The sequence below is a fragment of the uncultured Eudoraea sp. genome (assembly GCF_947490415.1).
In the GTDB taxonomy this organism is placed as follows: Bacteria; Bacteroidota; Bacteroidia; order Flavobacteriales; family Flavobacteriaceae; genus Eudoraea.
This window is the reverse complement of sequence record NZ_CANLGX010000003.1, coordinates 300,885-318,437: the sequence shown is the minus strand read 5'-3', so window position 1 is coordinate 318,437 and position 17,553 is coordinate 300,885. Positions and strand designations below refer to the sequence as shown.

Below are 17,553 nucleotides of genomic sequence, written 5' to 3'. Positions count from 1 at the left end.
GCTTTACTAATTTCGAATAATTCCGTTATGTACAATTAAAGTTTCATTTGTTATTTGTTCTTCCAGATCCCATTTGAATTTGGTGTCTTCGGTCAGATGCATAATAAAATTGTACATATTTTTCGCATACAATTCACTGGCGTTAGTAGAAACACTTTCCGGTGCAATGGTGGTGCCAATAACTTTTACGCCATTTCTCATTACCGTTTTATTCAGTTTACTGATTTCACAATTTCCTCCCTGAGCAGCTGCCAAATCTATGATTACGGCACCGTTTTTCATTTGTAACACCTGTTCTTCAGTAATTAAAATAGGAGATTTTCTTCCCGGTATACCTGCAGTGGTAATAACTAAATCTGCTTTAAAAAGAGACTTATTAACTGCTTCTTTTTGTCTTTGAACATAATCCTCGGAAGCTTCCTTGGCATAGCCGTTTTCAGATTCACCTACGGCTCCTTCTACCATAATAAATTTTGCGCCTAAAGACTCTACCTGCTCCTTGGTTTCTATTCTAATATCTGTAGCCTTAACCATGGCACCTAAACGTCTGGCGGTAGCTATTGCCTGTAATCCTGCAACCCCTACCCCGTAAATCAAAACCCTGGCTGGTTTTATTGTCCCGGCCGCAGTCATCATCAACGGTAATATTTTAGTCATTTCATAGGCTCCCAGAATAACCGCTTTATAACCCGCCAAATTGCTTTGCGAACTTAATACATCCATATCCTGCGCCCTTGAAATTCGTGGTATAGCATCCATAGAGAAACAGGATGCTCCTTTTTCTGCAATTGAATTTATCAATTGTGGGTTGGATTTATGAAACAACTGACTTATTAAAACCTGTCCTTTGTCTACTAATTTTAAATCTTCTTCATCAAACGGATTAATTTTTATAAGAAGTTCCGAGTCTTTAAAGACAACACCCCTCTTTTCTACCCTTGCTCCCGCTTCCCTGTAGTCTGAATTCTTATAAGATGAATAAGTGCCTGCATCTTTTTCCACAATTAACTCGAAACCCTTATCAATTAATTGTTTTGTAATTCTTGGAGAAATTGAAACACGCTTTTCGCCTTTTTGAGTTTCCTTCAATATGCCTATTATCATATTCCTTGGTGGTTTATTCGCGTATTGTTTTTTTTAGTCTTGGACTGTAAATTTAGGGGTTTATTGAAAAACTGAACTATCTATTTCCCGATTTGTGTGTTCCGACAAACAGTTTGACATAATTAAAGCTATCGAAACGGTGGATATAAAAAATTCGGTTCTTAATAAATCATGAAAATATGTTTTTTTTTTTTAATACTGCACATATCATATCAAAACTCTAGCGAGTATTTTCATATATAAAACATAAGAGTTAGGAGTATTAATTACAATTACAGCAATTGTGTTGGTCTAAAAGGAATATTATTCGATTTTCACAACCATATAGGTCTGTTTGGCAACAAAAATAGCAACTACTTTGAAGAAGCTGCTAGATTTGGCGTTGTACAATAAAAAGTCAGTACAAATGAAAAATATAATTTTGGCGTTTGCATTCACATTTTCAATAATGGGATTGTATGCGCAAGAAGGATTAAAGTTAGGAATTCACGCAGGTTTGCCTATAGATGATTTTAATGATCAAATAAGCATTATGGCAGGTTTGGACCTTGGATATATGTGGGCTTTGGGAGAAACAGTGGACCTGGGAATAAGTACGGGACTTATTTATGGATTTAAAGAATCTTTTCAATCGGATGTAATTGTTTCTGGACTAACTGATGTTCAATTTGTACCGCTTGCCGCTTCGGTAAGAATTTGGCCATCCAATTCATTCTCCTTTGGAATTGAAGGCGGATATGGCCTTGGATTAAATAAAGGTAATGATGGAGGTATTTATTACAGACCTATAATTGGTTATTTAATTGGGCCTTTGACTGAAATTAACCTGTCCTATACCGGAATACAATTAGAAAACAGAACCTGGAATACAGTCTCCCTCGGATTCTTGCACACATTCGAGTTTTAAAAGGAGGCAAATCTCACTAATCCCTTAATATTTCTTCAATCAATTGTAATTCTTCCGTTGTAAATTCCATTTTATCAAGAATACCAACGGCATCTTCTATTTGCGATACTTTGCTGGCACCTATTATTACCGAAGTAACTCTTTTGTCTCTTAAAACCCAGGCGAGCGCCATTTGAGCCATTTTTTGACCTCTGGATTCTGCGATTTCATTTAGTCTTTTAACTTTGGTTATCTTTTCTGGTGTGATATCTGCAGATTGCAGGTAGCTATCCGCTTTTGATGCCCTGGAGCCTTCCGGAATCCCCTTAAGGTACTTATTTGTCAAGAGCCCCTGGAATAAGGGACTGAATACTACAGAACCAACACCATTTTTTTCGAGCACATCCAATAATCCATCTTCTACCCATCTGTTGAACATGCTGTAAGACGGCTGATGCACCAGGCAGGGCGTACCCAGGTCTTTTAATATATCTATTGCCTGCTGAGACTGCTCAGGATTATAGGAAGATATACCTGCGTACAAAGCCTTTCCTGATCTAACGATTTGATCAAGCGCCATCATAGTTTCAACTAATGGAGTGTTTGGATCTGGTCTGTGGCTATAAAAAATGTCTACATACTCCAGTCCCATGCGCTTAAGACTTTGATCACAACTAGCGATTAAATATTTTCTGGAGCCCCACTCGCCATAAGGTCCGGGCCACATATCATAACCCGCTTTTGAGGTGATGATCATTTCATCTCTATAAGAATGCAGATCGGTCTTTAGAATTTTGCCAAAGGTCTCTTCCGCAGACCCATAGGGCGGGCCATAATTATTTGCAAGATCAAAATGTGTTATTCCAAGGTCAAATGCCCTGCAAACCATTTCCCTCCCGTTTTCATAAACATCTATACCTCCAAAGTTATGCCATAACCCCAGGGATATAGCAGGCAGAAGCAAACCACTGTTTCCACAACGGTTATATTTCATTTTTTTATACCGATCGTTGTTCGCTGTATACTTCATATATAAAAAGCTGTTATTATCGTAATTTTTGACTTAAATTCTAAAGTAAATTGAAAATTGTTAGAATAATCACTAGTTGTTAATAGCATGACCCACGTCTACAGCGGTTCGCACTTTTTTCCAATCTACCTTCCCTAATAAAGCACATTCAGCGCCTAAGATAAAACGATCCGGAGCTTCTTTAAGAACTGCGGCTACCTGTTGTTGTATCTCCTGATCAGTACCGGTCAGGATAGGCCCCCTTTTCTCCAAGCCGCCCATTATAGGGCGTTCACCGAACATGGAATACAGTTCTTTTAACGGAACCCTTTTGCCGGCAACGATATCACTCAAATTCACGATATGACCGGGATAATCAATAAATGGACTTAAATCGTCATAAGGTCCTTCATAGTCACAAATATGTAAAACATTGCAGATACAGTTATCATTAATTTCATTCTGCACCACCATATCCGTAGGCTTAATATAATCCAAAAATATGTTCGGATCCTGAAACCTAAAGGCTTCATTGCCCTGTGTTGGAGCTAAGAAACCATCGACACCTATTTTTATACATTCTTTCAAAAAGATCATTACACTATCTGTGATAATTTCAAGACCCTTTATAACACTCTCAGGATCTTGTTTTAAATGTTCGGTAACCAATTGGCTTGTAACACTGTGACCGGCGCACATAAAAGGGGAATAAAAAGTGGCAATGACAGGAGCTAACTTTTTACCTTGTTTTACAAGTTCCTTAACCACATAAAGCTGCTTTTCGTAATAGTCTTTCCCGTAAAAGGGCATATTAGCCCAGTCTTGCGGTTTTTTTATGGTATCGATTGCCGGAAACAGCGCTTCATACTGGATTTTGATAAAATCCATATCAATAGCTTTAAAATATTCGAGATGCCTGGCTACCGCAGCATCACCCCATTGATACCCTTCGCCAAAATGAACGAAAAATCCGCTTGGGATATAGTCCTGCTTTCCGGTTGAAGTCAACAGATTTAAAACAGCCTCCCTTTTATTGAATACAGGTGCAGACTCGCAGGATCCCAGGCTAAAAGCTCCCAGACCTGATGCATATGTTCCAGCTGAGATAAGACCCAGGGATTTGACAAAATCCCTTCTTTTAATTGTTTGTATGTCCATAAATCAGAATTTTAAAATTATGAATTCTTGCTAGTTGTTTTTTTAAGTTCAAAGGAGAGATAATCATAATTCATCCGTCCATTTTCAAGGGTATGCAAAGTGAGTAATTGTATGCCGCTTTTAAGCTCAATCTCGCCAAGCTCTTGGGTATAGTTCCAATGGTGCCATTGCCGCCAGGCGATTGTATCATTAGCATCATAAGTAGATTTAATTTGCAGAGGACCGGATTCTTCTCCGGTAGTTGTTGTGATGCTAATTTTTCCGTCTTGATTTGCTGTATACATTAATCCAATTTGGTAGATCCCTGTGGCTTTCACATCCACAGTATATCTTGTCCATTCACCTGGTTCCGTCCAGCCAACATATAATTGCCCCTCCTCAGGCTGCACAAGATTATATTTTGAATTATCACTGCTAATGTGAAATTTTGTATAAGAAATATCTACAGCTTCCCCTTTTCTGAAGGCGCTTAGATAATCATATCCTTTATTAAGGTTTCCGCTCCCATTGTTGACAGAGTCTGTATCATGATAAGCTATTCCTTCGCCTCCCAGATCGTAATATTCACAGTGTAATTTGCCTGGGATGGTTTGAACACCCTGCTTGTATTTATCATCAGAGTAGGCTGAATTTAATTCCTCCTTAGATAAATTTTTACATGAAGAACCAAGGATTAAAATTAAAGCAAAAAAATTAGTCAGAGAAGCAGCTTTTTGTGTCATGTGCGGGTTAGTGAGTAAGCATAACTTTTTCCACCGCCTTTTGAACAATATCGAGATCGTTAAATCCCCTAAAACCACTAAATCCAACAGATAATAGTGTGTCCTCAATTTTGATGGGTTGCCCTCCTACCCATCCAATAAGGTCCGGGAGTTCTATGGGTGAATCTTCAGGGTCCATTTCTCCTCCAAAAACTATTTTCTCATAGTCGCCTGTTCGTTGCCCCGTAATCCAAACCTGACTTGCCTTTTTATAGGCGACGCTAAAAAATTGCCGTCTTTTTATCTTATCGACTCCAAATAGTTTGCCGTAAACCCGGCCATCTTCTGTTATTATACAGATGGCTACATTTCCATCTGATATATTCCAGTCTTCAGGGCTGTTTTGGTAGCTAAGGATTTCTTCTTCTAAATTCTCAAATAGGGAACTTATTATTTTTTCAAGCGCAGTTTGATTCATCTATATTGTTTGAGTTGAATATTCAAATCCTAATAAATATAGTATAAAATGCTTAAAGTATAATTATGCCAAACCGGGGTTTGCACATATTTGATAAAGCAGCTTCAATAACAAGTAGTTGCTTCAATAAATTAAGGAGTGGCAGTAAATTTTATTAGTCAAAAATGGGGAAGTGAAATGACATGTACTTCATCTTCCCCTAATTGTCTTACATCCATTATTCAATTCAACAGATCTGGATATAACTATTTTTGAAAACCTGTTTTAAGCTTTGGGTTTTATATTCTGGTTTACCCTAAAGAAATTGTTTGGATCATGCCTTTTTTTAATCTCGGACAATCGATTATAATTGTGTTTATAACTGGCCTGAACCCTTTCCTGACCCTCGTCCATCATAAAATTAGAATAAGCACCACCGGAAGAATATGGATGTAGGGCTTCCCAATAGTCTTTGCACCACTGGGTAATTTTTTCGGCATTATTGGGATCAGGATCAACTCCGACAATTACGCCTGTATATTTTGCATCTCTATAAGCCCATGGCGTATCTTCTTTACCAACCCGGCTGGCTGCGCCACTAATTGGATACAGGTGCATTTGCGACAAGGGTGTAGGGATACTGGAACCGTATTTTAAATGAACAGCCCTTGCTTCTTTGTTAATATCATTAAAAAAGTCTGCCCTCCAATACCATTGCATTCCAGACGGCATTAATCCGTCAAAAAGAGTTTGTATAGAAGGATAGGGCATCTCCCCTACATGTTCAAATAAGGGGTTTTTGTCCCTTACCTCTTGAAATAGTTTATCAAACTTGGAGGGGTCACCTGTATAACACCATACGATGCCACAAAACATTTTATTGTGCAATTCTTCAGGAAAAGGTGGTCCGGGGATAATCATGGTAGCAATAAAACCATTCAAGTCATCGGGTGCATTTAAAATAAAATCATGATACCAAGACATAATTTCTTCTGTTTTTTCTATTGGCCATAAGGTAGGTCCACCAATTACAGTACTTACAGGATGTGCCTGGAATTTAAAGGATGTTATCACCCCAAAGTTTCCACCACCACCGCGAATAGCCCAGAAAAGATCTTCATTTTGATTCTTGTTAACCGTAACAAAGGAACCGTCTGCCAAAACCATATCTGCCTCTAAAAGATTATCAATGGTCAGACCGTATTTTCTGGAAAGATGGCCTACTCCTCCCCCAAGAGTTAATCCACCTACACCAGTTGTTGAAATAATACCAGCCGGTACTGCCAAACCGAATGGGTGTGTTGCATGGTCTACTTCGCCCCAAAGATTTCCACCTCCAACGCGTACTGTCTGATCTGCCAGGTTCACCCGTACACTCTTTAGTCCAGATAAGTCAATGACTAGTCCATCTTCGCAAAGCCCAAGTCCTCCGCCATTATGACCACCTCCCCTGATGGCAACCAATAGATTATTTTCCCTGCCAAAATTTACGCAAGCCATCACGTCTGCAACGTCTACACAGCGTACGATCATTCCCGGATGCTTATCAATCATTGCATTATATACTTTTCTGGCATCCTGGTATTCGGGGTCCGAGGCCTGTATAATTTCTCCCCTAAGATGCGAGCTAAATTCTTCGATTAATGAAGTTGCTAAATCTTTAATAGTTTGTTTTTTTTCCATTGTATTTGAAATTGTTTTAGTTATTAATTGGTTGTTATATTTTATTTGGAAAGTATCATTCCCTTTAAGGACCATAGAATGTAGAGTACCTCCTTTTTGGCTTCATCATTAATGCCATTTTTATCTAAGGCCACAAAAATATCATCAATTACATGCATATATTCGCCAAGACTAATATTCATGCCTTTATGTGCAGTTACCATATCTTGCCCGTTATATACCGAAGGCCCCCCACTACCAGCGCTAAAAAATTCAATAGTATGCTGCTTTATCACCGCAAGGCGTTCGGGTTGCTCTTTTAGTGGCAAAAACCGGGCATTCACTGCCGGATTGTTCATATGGGCATCAACAGCATCATCCACTATCATCGAAATGCCTTTTGTTCCTCCTAATCTTTCAAAAAGTGTTGTTTTCATCTTAATTGTTTTGGTTATCTCGTAAAGTTAAAGAGACTAAAACACCCAGATTACCAATTTTAATCCAAAAAATTACACTTTTAATGCATCGTGGTCTTAAAAGAAGAAAATTTTAACTCTGATACATTTGTGCATATTTTGAGGGGAGGATCCCAAACTTCTCTAAAAAAGATTTTGAAAAATAAGCGGGACTATTAAATCCACTTTCAAATGCAATTTCAGAAATATTTCCCTGTTGGTTATGTATTAGCTCCAATGCCTTATGCAACCGGTATTCTCTAATAAAGGTGATTGGTGATTTACCGGTTAGTTTCTTAACTTTTCTGTATAATTGAGATTTACTATGCCCAAGTTCTTTGCTAAGGTTGAGTATATTGAAATTTGATTTATTCCAGGTACGTTCACAAAATTCAACCAATTGAGTAACAAATAGTACCTCTTTAGGAGTCAAGGTTCTGATTAATTGATCGTCAATGACAGCATTTCGATTTTCATTTTCATACAAGGACTTTACAGAAGGAGAAATAACGATTTGGCCCTGGATAATTTCGCACATCTGCGTTGCTAAAAAAATAGATTCTGAAAAGAAACCATCCTTTGCTGTTACAGGAGCACCTGTGCATATACCTATTTTGAGGCGCTGATTATCCCTTTCCAATTTGGGATAGCTGTACTTAAAACTTTCCTGGATCTTCAAAGCACATAATACTGCATTGGTGACAGATTTAAAAGAAATTAAGTATGATTTGTCATTTTCCCGAACGATACTTCCTTCAAAGTGATTAACAGATTTCGCAACACTACGATGAAATTTCTGAGTGAACATACTTAGCTGATGCGTATCTAACCTGTGAAGGTAATCGGAGGTTTCTAAGACCATGATCACCCTAAAGGCAGGATCATCAATAATATTTAAGTCCTCGTTTTCCCCCTTTTGAGGATCTTCAATGCGGCCTAGAAAGGATTCCACCAAATGTGGGTCTACTTCAATGATATCATGTGGAAAATCTCCATGGGCATGGTTGTGCATATTTTGAATGGCCTCCCTGTTAGGTGCCTCTATCAAACAGAATGCAGTATGCCGTTTAGTGTCACACCAATAAGTCATTCCCTTACACCCATATAAATGCTCCACTTTCAGGTCTTCCTGGTGCATTAAAGCCACATGTTCTGCAGTAATTTCTTCAGGGATATCATGTCGGTCCATGTATAAAGGCATCGGCTTTGTTTTTATACAATTTAAGAAAAATAATTAAATTTTAACAAATTATTTCCGCCAAGCAACCTAACTAAACCCAAGTGACAGAAATTAAATTGGCGGAAATAAACCAACAGAGATCATAATAACCTAGTCACTTATTTTAACCAATAATAAGCTAAGAGCAGCGAGAAGTCCAAAAAGACTTTGTTACCTTGCCAACTCAAATGGATATAAAACCACGTCACTTCAAGCTTTATAAACCCTTCGGAATAATAAGTCAGCTCAATTCGAATTGCTCAAGGGAGTTACGAAAAAAGAAATTTTTAAATGAGCTTTTTGATTTTCCCAAAGGTGTGATGCCAATAGGTCGGTTGGATGAAAAATCAGAAGGATTGCTCCTGCTTACAACTGATGGTAAGCTAAGCGATACTATAAATCGCTCGGGTGTCGAAAAAGAGTATTATGCTCAACTGGATGGGGAAATAACAAATGAGGCAGTAGCACTTTTAGAAAAGGGCGTTGCAATTGGTTTTGAAGGAAAAAGATACCTTACAAAAGCCTGCAAAATAGACAAATTAAATTCCTTGTTAATACTTCCTGAGGCCGATAAAAAACTTCGAATTGGACGACACAGGCCTACCAGTTGGATTAGCATTACACTTACAGAAGGTAAGTTCAGACAGGTTCGTAAAATGACGGCAGCTGTTGGCTTCCCAACTCTCCGACTTATTAGGATCCGCATAGGAGATATAACTTTAGAAAATTTGTCGCCGGGAGAAGTACAACCGTTGACAAATCTTACTAGTAAAGGCGAACAATTCAATTCATAGGAATAACCTGTCCTGAGCCGGATATATCTATAATCATACTGGGACTACCTTTGTAATAAACATTACCACTGCCTTCAATGGTCACTTTTAAATTTTCTGTGCAATATACTTCACAATCTCCTGAGCCCTCAATGCGCAAATCTACATTGGCCGCCATAAACTCTGCACAATTAATAGTTCCGGACCCTTCATTGATAATAGTTAAGTTATCTGTGTAACCGGCAATTGCAATATTTCCAGTCCCTACATTTTCAATTTCCATAATCCCGGTATTTTGTAATTCGAATACAGTAATATCTCCTGTGCCTTCGTTTTTTATGCCATTTAAATCCGCCACCGTAATATTGGCTTCCAAATAGGTGTTTTTATAGTTTCCATCTTCCAGATGTATCTTTAATTGTCCATCGGAAACTGTGGTTTTAACTCTGCCAATGATATTGTCATCCGCGATAATTTCCAAAGATTGTGTCGGACCCTGAGTTATATTAACACCAAAGGTTCCTTCACTACTAATTTTAGTAAATAGATTTACGTCTCTGAATTCTGAAACCGTATTTCCTGATCCTGTATAATCATCTTTGGAGCAGGAGGCTAATGTTATTGCCGTGATTGCTATTAAAAATAACCTTCTCATGATGTATTGAATTGATTTAAGAGGATTTGTTATTTCTATAAGTTCTTTTTAAGGAATGACTTCTGCTCATTCCCCATCCATAACCCATTTGATAATTTAAGGTCCGTTTAATGTAGTTCATGTCAAGTGTTCTCATGATGATCGTTTTTTGATTGATGTATACTTAAAAGACGACGTCTTTTAATTTTTGTTACAAATCGCACTAAAAATTGAAGCAATTGTTTTGTAATAACATTAAGCCTTTATTTAAGTTATTACAAAAAAGGGCAGAGGTAATTAAGTGATATATTTCAAAAAATATCAAGGGGAAGAACCCCAATATTTACCCGAAAAACACTTGGAAAAATTTGTAGTGGCTATTTTATTCCTAAGATTCTTTTAAATATGCGAACCTCACATTGATAGAACTTGCAGATAAATTCTATTAATTCTGAATACTTATTGTCTGATTTCATCTTGTTTTGAATATACTATTTAACCATAAGTATAGGAATACATTAGAAAATCACAATTAAATTAAGACAATTTGAAAATAATCCGAGTAAATGATGTTTTGAGGAGAAAGTTTGAAGTTAAACTTTCTTTACCCGAACGGCATTAAGCCCTTTCATCCCTTTTTCCAGTTCAAATGACACCTTATCATTTTCTACAATCTCATCGATCAAGCCACTTACATGGCAGAAATATTTTTCATTGTTTTCAGCATCAATGATAAAGCCAAACCCCTTAGAGGAGTCGAAGAATGATACTTTGCCCTTTCTTACCGGATCTACCTCTTCTATATCGCCTTCTTCCCTTTTTGGAATACCAAGGATAATATCTTCAGCCTCAATTTCCACTTTCAGTGAAGGATCTGGGGGGGTGTCTGTTAAATTTCCATTATGATCTACATATGCAAATTCAATGCCGCCGCCTTTTTCTTTGGCCGCTGCTTTACGTGCTTCTTTTTTCTTTTGTTTATCCTCTCGCTTTTTGAGACGTTTTTTTTCTTTTTCGCCTTTGCTATAGGTTTGTTGCGATCTTGCCATTAAAATATTTTATTTGGATATTATAGTTTAGTTTAAAAAGAAGCATGATTAAGAAATGAGCGCTTGGAAAAGTAAGTGTGGAACTGTGAATACTCCAAAAAATTAGCCAGAGCGATGGTAACTATAGGTCGGTAGTCATCTCATTAAACTTCTACAAAGATAACACCTTGCATTTTAATTTACAATTAAAAGGGCTGGAAAGCTATTTTTGAGAACCTCTAGGGATAATTCCGGTTAGAATTTGCCAATAAATCCTAAACTATCTGTTATTTGAACGAGGATGCTAATATTGTTTTCTAAATGCTTATTTTTAAATACAAGTATTAATCAATAAGGTTATAGATTTTCTATATCAGATAAGTAATTAGATTAAGGTTATCAGCCCTATGAGAATAAGACTAAAAAAACTCAAACGAATCTCATGGTATATAATTTGGTCTGTTTTTTTGATTTTAGGCTTGCATTTCTGCAAGGATAAAAAAAACCAGATTACTGTTGTGGAATCGGGGATTATCCATCAAGAGGAAGAAGGTTTTGTTCAAATTTTTGATGGAGCAACTTTGCAAGGCTGGGAAGGAGACCCTGCGTACTGGCACGCATCCAATGGGGTTCTGACTGGAGAAGTCACGCCCGAAACGCTTTTGGAAAGTAATACTTTTATTATTTGGCAGGGTGGCCGGCCGGCAGACTTTGAGCTAAAATTGGACTTTCGTATCGCTGAGTCCGGGAACAGTGGCATTAATTACCGGAGTGAACGCTTAGACACTATTCCTTTTGCCTTAAGGGGATATCAGGCAGATATTGACGGCAAAAACACATATACCGGGCAGAATTACGAAGAGCGAAAACGCACTACCCTGGCTTACAGGGGAGAAAAAGTGATAATTAAATCGCAAGAAAGTGCACATGAACCGGGTTCCCTGCAGGCAAATGTCCAAAATAATGCCTGGAAGAACAGGGAGGTAATCGCATCACTGGGGAGTTCAGACAGTTTAAAAACAATGATAAAAACCGAAGACTGGAATAGCTGCCATTTAATAGTTAGGGGAAACCGTATGCAGCATTATATCAATGAAATTTTAATGAGTGAAATAACGGATCTGGATTCAGTTAACCGGAAATATTCTGGCTTTCTTGGTTTACAGGTGCATGTGGGTCCACCCATGAAGGTAGAATACAGAAATATAAAATTAAAAGAACTCTAAGCAGATATGAAACCCATAGTACAAATATCCCTGGACCTGACAAATATTGATGAAGCTTTGGAAACTGCAGCATTGGCCATGAGGGCAGGTGTCGATTGGCTGGAGGCAGGAACTCCTCTACTTTTGGCCGAAGGATTGCACGGGGTAAAAAAATTACGTGAAAACTTTCCGGGTGTGCCTATTGTTGCTGACCTGAAAACCATGGATGGGGGCTACCTGGAGGCGGAAATGATGGCTAAGGCCGGTGCTACGCATGTAGTGGTCATGGCCAGGGCACATGAAGAAACCATTAAGGTGGTCGTTGAGGCAGGAAAAGATTTTGGAATTGAAGTAATGGGCGATAATCTTGGCTGCCCGGATATGGTTGCCGGTGCCAAAAGGCTGGAAGAACTTGGTTGTGATTATGTTATACACCACATCGGCTATGATGAGCGCCGAGGAATAGCTGCTCAGGGGTTTCCCATGCCAAGTCCGCTTGATCAGTTGCGAGAGGTAGTAGCGGCTGTAAATATTCCTGTACAAGCCGTAGGTGGCTTATCGTTGGAACAGGCAATTAGGTGCCCGGAATACGGCGCGCCACTGGTTGTGCTGGGAGCTCCCTTAACCATAGACGCCGATTCGTTTAGGACGGCTGATGGCGATCTTGAAGCATCATTAAAACTTATATGTGACAGAATACATGCTTATACAGATGTTAAATAATCTACCATGAATTGAAGATTAAATAGTAATTATATGAACTCTATTGCAGTTGTAAATTTTGCTCCTAAAAAGGGCAGTGTAGAAATCAGAGAAATAACCAGGCCTGCCATTAGTGATGACGAAGTTCTGCTTGAAGTGGCTAATGTGGGAGTTTGCGGGAGTGATCTGCACCAGTGGACAGCAGATCATAGCTGGCCTGTAAATTATCCTGTAGTTCTTGGACATGAATTTGGAGGCCATATCGCTGAAATTGGCAAAGGCATCAAGGATTGGAAAGAAGGTGATGCAGTGGTGAGTGAAACCGCTGCAGTTATAAATGCCCAAAGTCCGCTGACCAGACAGGGCCTCTACAATTTGGACCCCGATCGAAAGGGATTTGGATATGGAGTTAACGGGGCCATGACAAGATTTGTTAAGGTCCCGGCAAGATGTCTTCATAGAATACCTGAAAATCTTTCTTTTGAACAGGCCTGTTTAACTGAGCCCTGTTCTGTTGCTTATAATGCTGTAATAACTAATTCAAAAATACGACCCGGAGACCGTGTCATTGTTATAGGTCCAGGAACCATAGGAATATTGTGTGCTGCCATGGCTCAATTATGCGGAGCCCATGTAGCTCTGGTTGGTCTGAAAAAAGACGCAGAGAGATTATCAATAGCAAAGCAATACGGCTGTGATATTATTGTGGATGATGCTACCCAATGGGCACTAGAACAGGATGGTCTCGGGGTAGATTGTGTTATTGATGCGGCAGGGGTAAGTGAAACCCTGAAATTGGCACTAAAATGGGTAAGACCTAATGGGCATATCACCAAGGTTGGTTGGGGTCCCCAACCTTTTAATCACTCGCTGGATCCCCTTGTACAAAAAAATGTGACTTTGCAAGGCAGTTTTAGCCATAACTGGCCTGTTTGGGAAAAAGTTCTTTCCTTGTTGGCAACAGGGCGATTGGATGTAAGACCAATAATTGGAGGAATATGGCCCCTAGAGCAATGGAATGAGGCTTTTGAAGCCATGCACTCCGGGAAAGTGGTAAAAAGTATTTTGAAACCTAATTAACTTAGTATGCGTTTAAAGAACAAAGTTATTATAATTACCGGAGGTTATACCGGCATAGGGCAGGCCATTGCAAGGGCATGCGTAAAAGAAGGCGCGCAAGTCCTTTTAAATGGATTGCGGAATGAAAAGGGCCAGAGATTGGTTGAGGAGTTAGGAAGTAATAGTGCCATTGCAATTACAATGGATATAACCACAGAGGAGGCTCCGGAAATTTTGATAAATGAGGCTGTAAAGAAATTTGGCAAACTGGATGCCGTGGTCAATAATGCCGCTATGATTGTTTCTTCAAATATTAATACTACAGATCTTTCTTTTATGAGAAAGATGCTGGCCATAAATACCCTGGCTCCTTTTGCTATTATTCAAGCTTCCCTGCCTCATCTAAAAAAAACAAAAGGATGTGTACTAAATATTGGCTCTATTAATGCCTGGAGCGGAGAACCCAATTTATTGGCCTATAGCATATCTAAAGGTGCTTTGATGACTTTAAGCAGAAACCTTGGAGATAGCTTATTCCGGGATCACGGGGTTCGTGTCAATCAAATTAATCCAGGTTGGGTATTAACGGAAAACGAAAAAATAAACCAGAACCAACAAGGGATGAATGATGATTGGTTTAAGGAGTTACCAGACCTGTTTGCTCCTGCACAACGTATTTTTGAGCCTCAGGAAATTGCATCTGGAGCTGTTTACCTGCTGTCGGATGAATGCGGCCCTGTAAGCGGTCAGGTACTAGAGTTGGAACAATTTCCTATGATTGGCCGAAATTTACCGAAAAACTGGAAGGGATTCCGTAAAATATAATCAAATAATCACCAGATAAGAAGTGCCAAAGTTAGCTGTTTTCCCAAAAGCGTATATGCAGGATCTTTGTAAAACCGGAACTATGAAAGTGGCGGAATGGATTGATTTAGCTACTTCATTGGAAATTGATGGTTTGGAATGGTATGCGGGTTTCCTGGAAATGGCAGATAAGTCTAATTGGGAATTGTTCAGAAAAAAAGTGGAAGAACAGGGAAAAGAGATTCCTATGCTTTGTTGTTCGCCAGATTTTACGCATCCCGATAAGGCTTTCAGACAAAATGAAATCAAAAAGCAAAAACACTGGATTACAATGACCAAAGCCCTGGGAGGATCCTATTGCCGTGTTCTCTCCGGGCAAAGACGCCCTGAACTTTCTATAGATAAAGGTATTGAACTGGCTGCTTCCTGTATAGAAGCTTGTTTACCTTACGCAAGCGATTTAGGCATTACCTTAATTTTAGAAAACCACTATAAAGACGATTTTTGGGCTTACCCTGAATTTGCCCAGAAAATGGAGGTATTTTGCAAACTTGTGTCTTCCATAGAACACCCGAATTTTGGGGTTAATTATGATCCCAGTAATGCCTTTCTGGCAGGGGAAGATCCTTTGGAATTATTGAAAAGAGTTTCCTCCAGAGTAGTGACCATGCATGCCAGTGATCGTTATCTTCTTGAGGGAACCTTGGATGATCTTCGAAAAGAGGAAGACGGTGTTTTGGGTTATGCTAAAAGACTTCGCCATGGGGAAATTGGAAAGGGTTTAAATGACTATGACGCTATTTTCACAGAGTTGAAAAGAGTAAATTTTGATGGGTGGATCAGTATAGAAGACGGCGTGGACGGAATGGATCAGTTAGCGCGAAGCGTAGCTTTTCTAAGAAAAAAGATCGCGGTTTACTGGCCTGAATTCGAATAAATAAATATCTTAACAATAGGTCACTGCTAGTTATTAAAAATAACAACTTCTAACTTATTCCTGCTTAAATCTTTTCTTCAGGTATTCTTTGTCGACCACAAATCACCTTCGCCTTTTTACTTAATCAAATTACGACATGCTACCCATTCCTTAAGTTTCTCCCGGGCATCCGCAGCAGGATACCCCAATACAGTTTTCCCGGCCGGAACGTCGGCCAAAACCCCTGAACCAGCGCCAACAGTAGCACCGGAATGAATGGTGGTATGATCTTTTATAGACGCACTACCGCCAATAACTACTCCGTCTCCCAGGGTAACAGATCCAGCTAATCCACTAGCTCCTGCCATGATACATGAACGCCCTAAAATACAATTATGCGCAATCTGGACCTGGTTGTCAATCTTACAACCGTCGCCTATTATAGTGGAACTGAATTTTGCTCTGTCAACCGATGAATTTGCTCCAATTTCCACATCATTACCAATAACCACATTGCCTATATGCGGAATTTTCAATAAGCCTCGTCCATCTTCTCTCGGACGATATCCAAAGCCATCACCACCAATACTAACATTATTTTGAAAAATACAGTAAGCCCCTATCTCAGTTCGCTCCCGAATAACCGTACCAGACCAAATAACTGTATGAGCTCCAATTTTAGTTTCATCCAGAATAGTAACATTAGGATATACAATAACAGCTGCTCCCAAAACAACATCCTTTCCAATATAAGATCCTGCGCCTATTTTAGTCCCTTCACCTATTGTGGCTGTTTCATGAATTACTGCAGTAGGATGTATATCTACATCAAAATGAGGCGGTTCTTTAATAAAAACTTCCAACAATTTGGCCATAGCCAAATCAGCGTTTTTGACCTTAATCAGGGCTCTGTTTTCTCCAGGCTCAGCCTTGAGTCCTTCATTAATAATTGCCGCTGCCGCGTTGGAATCATCCCATTTTTGAGCATATTTTCTACTCCCAATGAAGGTAATTTGCGAATTACCCGCTTTATCAATTTCTTCTAAACCCAATATCTTTTGGTCTGTATTTCCAACGAGTTCTCCTTCGAGAATTGCATTAATTTCCTGAATTGTAAATGATTTCATATGATTTTGCAGTTAGCTTTTAAAGTGGCAATAAACCAGATTATACAAAGATAGAATTTATATTTAGAGCATCCATTTTTATGCACTTTACAAAGGTATAAGCCTATTAATCCGTGGCCACCCTTTAAAAGTGGTTGCATTATGGCGCAGTTATTATTAGATAATAAAACACTACTCTTCAGACATGCTTAGGCTGGTAATTGGTATTAGTTCCAACTTCCGGAATTCTACTTCCGAACCTTCTGCCTGTATGGCAATATGTCCGCTTTTAACTGTGGCATTATATCCATAGTTAACCAAATCTCCGTTTACCCAGACTTTTATTTCATTTTTCAGACATTCTATACTCATTGAATTCCATTCACCAAGTGGTTTTTCAGAACCATCGGTAAGGTTTTTAATTCTCCTCCCCTTACCTTCTATAATACCCCAATTCTCTTCTGGCCCTCTGCGGTCTATCATATTGTCCGTTTTAATGTCTTCAGCAATACACCAAAAGTCGCCGGCATTTTCATGCATCATTTGCACTTCTATAGATTTCGGGAACATCAACATGCCATCCATTCAAATCTTTTCCATTAAAAAGGCTAAAAGAATCATTTTGGCTACAGCCCATTATTAGTATTATGAATAATGAAAATGTCCAAAACCTAT

At 38.9% G+C, this 17,553-nt stretch carries 19 protein-coding genes; 7 read left to right on the top strand and 12 right to left on the bottom strand.

Annotation, left to right across the window (positions count from 1 at the left end; all coding sequences use genetic code 11):
* Window positions 1-6: 6 nt before the first annotated feature.
* Window positions 7-1,104, bottom strand: coding sequence for a Re/Si-specific NAD(P)(+) transhydrogenase subunit alpha (locus Q0874_RS09670; protein WP_299162405.1), 1,098 nt, complete (start codon window positions 1,102-1,104; stop codon window positions 7-9).
* A gap of 406 nt (window positions 1,105-1,510) precedes the next feature.
* Between Q0874_RS09670 and Q0874_RS09665 the strand changes: the two genes are divergently transcribed.
* Window positions 1,511-2,011 (top strand): hypothetical protein, encoded by a 501-nt coding sequence (locus Q0874_RS09665; RefSeq protein ID WP_299162403.1) that lies wholly within the window; start codon window positions 1,511-1,513, stop codon window positions 2,009-2,011.
* Window positions 2,012-2,027: 16 nt separating this feature from the next.
* Here the strand turns inward: Q0874_RS09665 and mgrA are convergent, their stop codons facing one another.
* The 7 genes from mgrA to Q0874_RS09630 form a co-directional block, all read right to left on the bottom strand.
* Window positions 2,028-3,020, bottom strand: a complete 993-nt coding sequence (mgrA, locus tag Q0874_RS09660; RefSeq protein ID WP_299162400.1) for an L-glyceraldehyde 3-phosphate reductase — start codon at window positions 3,018-3,020, stop codon at window positions 2,028-2,030.
* A 72-nt stretch (window positions 3,021-3,092) separates the two neighbouring features.
* Entirely contained in the window at window positions 3,093-4,157 is a 1,065-nt protein-coding gene (locus Q0874_RS09655; RefSeq protein ID WP_299162398.1) for a uroporphyrinogen decarboxylase family protein, read from the bottom strand.
* 17 nt (window positions 4,158-4,174) lie between these two features.
* On the bottom strand, window positions 4,175-4,879 hold the full coding sequence (locus tag Q0874_RS09650; protein WP_299162396.1) for a carbohydrate-binding protein: 705 nt from the start codon (window positions 4,877-4,879) through the stop codon (window positions 4,175-4,177).
* 7 nt (window positions 4,880-4,886) lie between these two features.
* Entirely contained in the window at window positions 4,887-5,336 is a 450-nt protein-coding gene (locus Q0874_RS09645) for a hypothetical protein (RefSeq protein ID WP_299162393.1), read from the bottom strand.
* A gap of 264 nt (window positions 5,337-5,600) precedes the next feature.
* Window positions 5,601-6,998 (bottom strand): FAD-binding oxidoreductase, encoded by a 1,398-nt coding sequence (locus Q0874_RS09640; protein WP_299162391.1) that lies wholly within the window; start codon window positions 6,996-6,998, stop codon window positions 5,601-5,603.
* 41 nt (window positions 6,999-7,039) lie between these two features.
* On the bottom strand, window positions 7,040-7,414 hold the full coding sequence (locus Q0874_RS09635; RefSeq protein ID WP_299162389.1) for a group 1 truncated hemoglobin: 375 nt from the start codon (window positions 7,412-7,414) through the stop codon (window positions 7,040-7,042).
* Between the two features lie 112 nt (window positions 7,415-7,526).
* A complete protein-coding gene (locus tag Q0874_RS09630; protein WP_299162387.1) occupies window positions 7,527-8,633 on the bottom strand; it encodes a nickel-binding protein in 1,107 nt (368 codons plus the stop codon).
* A 206-nt stretch (window positions 8,634-8,839) separates the two neighbouring features.
* Here Q0874_RS09630 and Q0874_RS09625 point away from each other — a divergent pair, with 206 nt between their 5' ends.
* On the top strand, window positions 8,840-9,445 hold the full coding sequence (locus Q0874_RS09625) for a pseudouridine synthase (protein ID WP_299162385.1): 606 nt from the start codon (window positions 8,840-8,842) through the stop codon (window positions 9,443-9,445).
* On the opposite strand, the gene Q0874_RS09620 is transcribed toward Q0874_RS09625, so the two are convergent.
* Window positions 9,435-10,079, bottom strand: coding sequence for a head GIN domain-containing protein (locus Q0874_RS09620; RefSeq protein WP_299162383.1), 645 nt, complete (start codon window positions 10,077-10,079; stop codon window positions 9,435-9,437). The two genes, Q0874_RS09625 and Q0874_RS09620, sit on opposite strands and share 11 nt — an antisense overlap.
* 572 nt (window positions 10,080-10,651) lie before the next feature.
* On the bottom strand, window positions 10,652-11,107 hold the full coding sequence (locus tag Q0874_RS09615; RefSeq protein ID WP_299162381.1) for a cold-shock protein: 456 nt from the start codon (window positions 11,105-11,107) through the stop codon (window positions 10,652-10,654).
* 386 nt (window positions 11,108-11,493) lie between these two features.
* On the opposite strand from Q0874_RS09615, the gene Q0874_RS09610 reads away from it, so the two are divergent.
* The 5 genes from Q0874_RS09610 (at window position 11,494) to Q0874_RS09590 (ending at window position 15,793) form a co-directional block, all read left to right on the top strand.
* Entirely contained in the window at window positions 11,494-12,312 is an 819-nt protein-coding gene (locus tag Q0874_RS09610; protein WP_299162378.1) for a DUF1080 domain-containing protein, read from the top strand.
* A gap of 6 nt (window positions 12,313-12,318) precedes the next feature.
* Window positions 12,319-13,014, top strand: coding sequence for an orotidine 5'-phosphate decarboxylase / HUMPS family protein (locus tag Q0874_RS09605; protein WP_299162376.1), 696 nt, complete (start codon window positions 12,319-12,321; stop codon window positions 13,012-13,014).
* A 33-nt stretch (window positions 13,015-13,047) separates the two neighbouring features.
* Window positions 13,048-14,073: a zinc-binding dehydrogenase gene (locus Q0874_RS09600; protein ID WP_299162373.1), complete on the top strand. Its 1,026-nt coding sequence runs from the start codon at window positions 13,048-13,050 to the stop codon at window positions 14,071-14,073.
* A gap of 6 nt (window positions 14,074-14,079) precedes the next feature.
* On the top strand, window positions 14,080-14,877 hold the full coding sequence (locus tag Q0874_RS09595; RefSeq protein ID WP_299162370.1) for an SDR family oxidoreductase: 798 nt from the start codon (window positions 14,080-14,082) through the stop codon (window positions 14,875-14,877).
* A gap of 82 nt (window positions 14,878-14,959) precedes the next feature.
* On the top strand, window positions 14,960-15,793 hold the full coding sequence (locus Q0874_RS09590) for a sugar phosphate isomerase/epimerase (RefSeq protein ID WP_299162368.1): 834 nt from the start codon (window positions 14,960-14,962) through the stop codon (window positions 15,791-15,793).
* Between the two features lie 116 nt (window positions 15,794-15,909).
* Here Q0874_RS09590 and lpxD read toward each other — a convergent pair whose 3' ends face one another.
* Window positions 15,910-16,899: a UDP-3-O-(3-hydroxymyristoyl)glucosamine N-acyltransferase gene (lpxD, locus tag Q0874_RS09585; protein ID WP_299162366.1), complete on the bottom strand. Its 990-nt coding sequence runs from the start codon at window positions 16,897-16,899 to the stop codon at window positions 15,910-15,912.
* A gap of 171 nt (window positions 16,900-17,070) precedes the next feature.
* The gene (locus Q0874_RS09580) at window positions 17,071-17,454 is read right to left on the bottom strand and encodes a DUF1080 domain-containing protein (protein ID WP_299162364.1); all 384 of its coding nucleotides are present in this window, start codon (window positions 17,452-17,454) and stop codon (window positions 17,071-17,073) included.
* Window positions 17,455-17,553 lie beyond the last annotated feature (99 nt).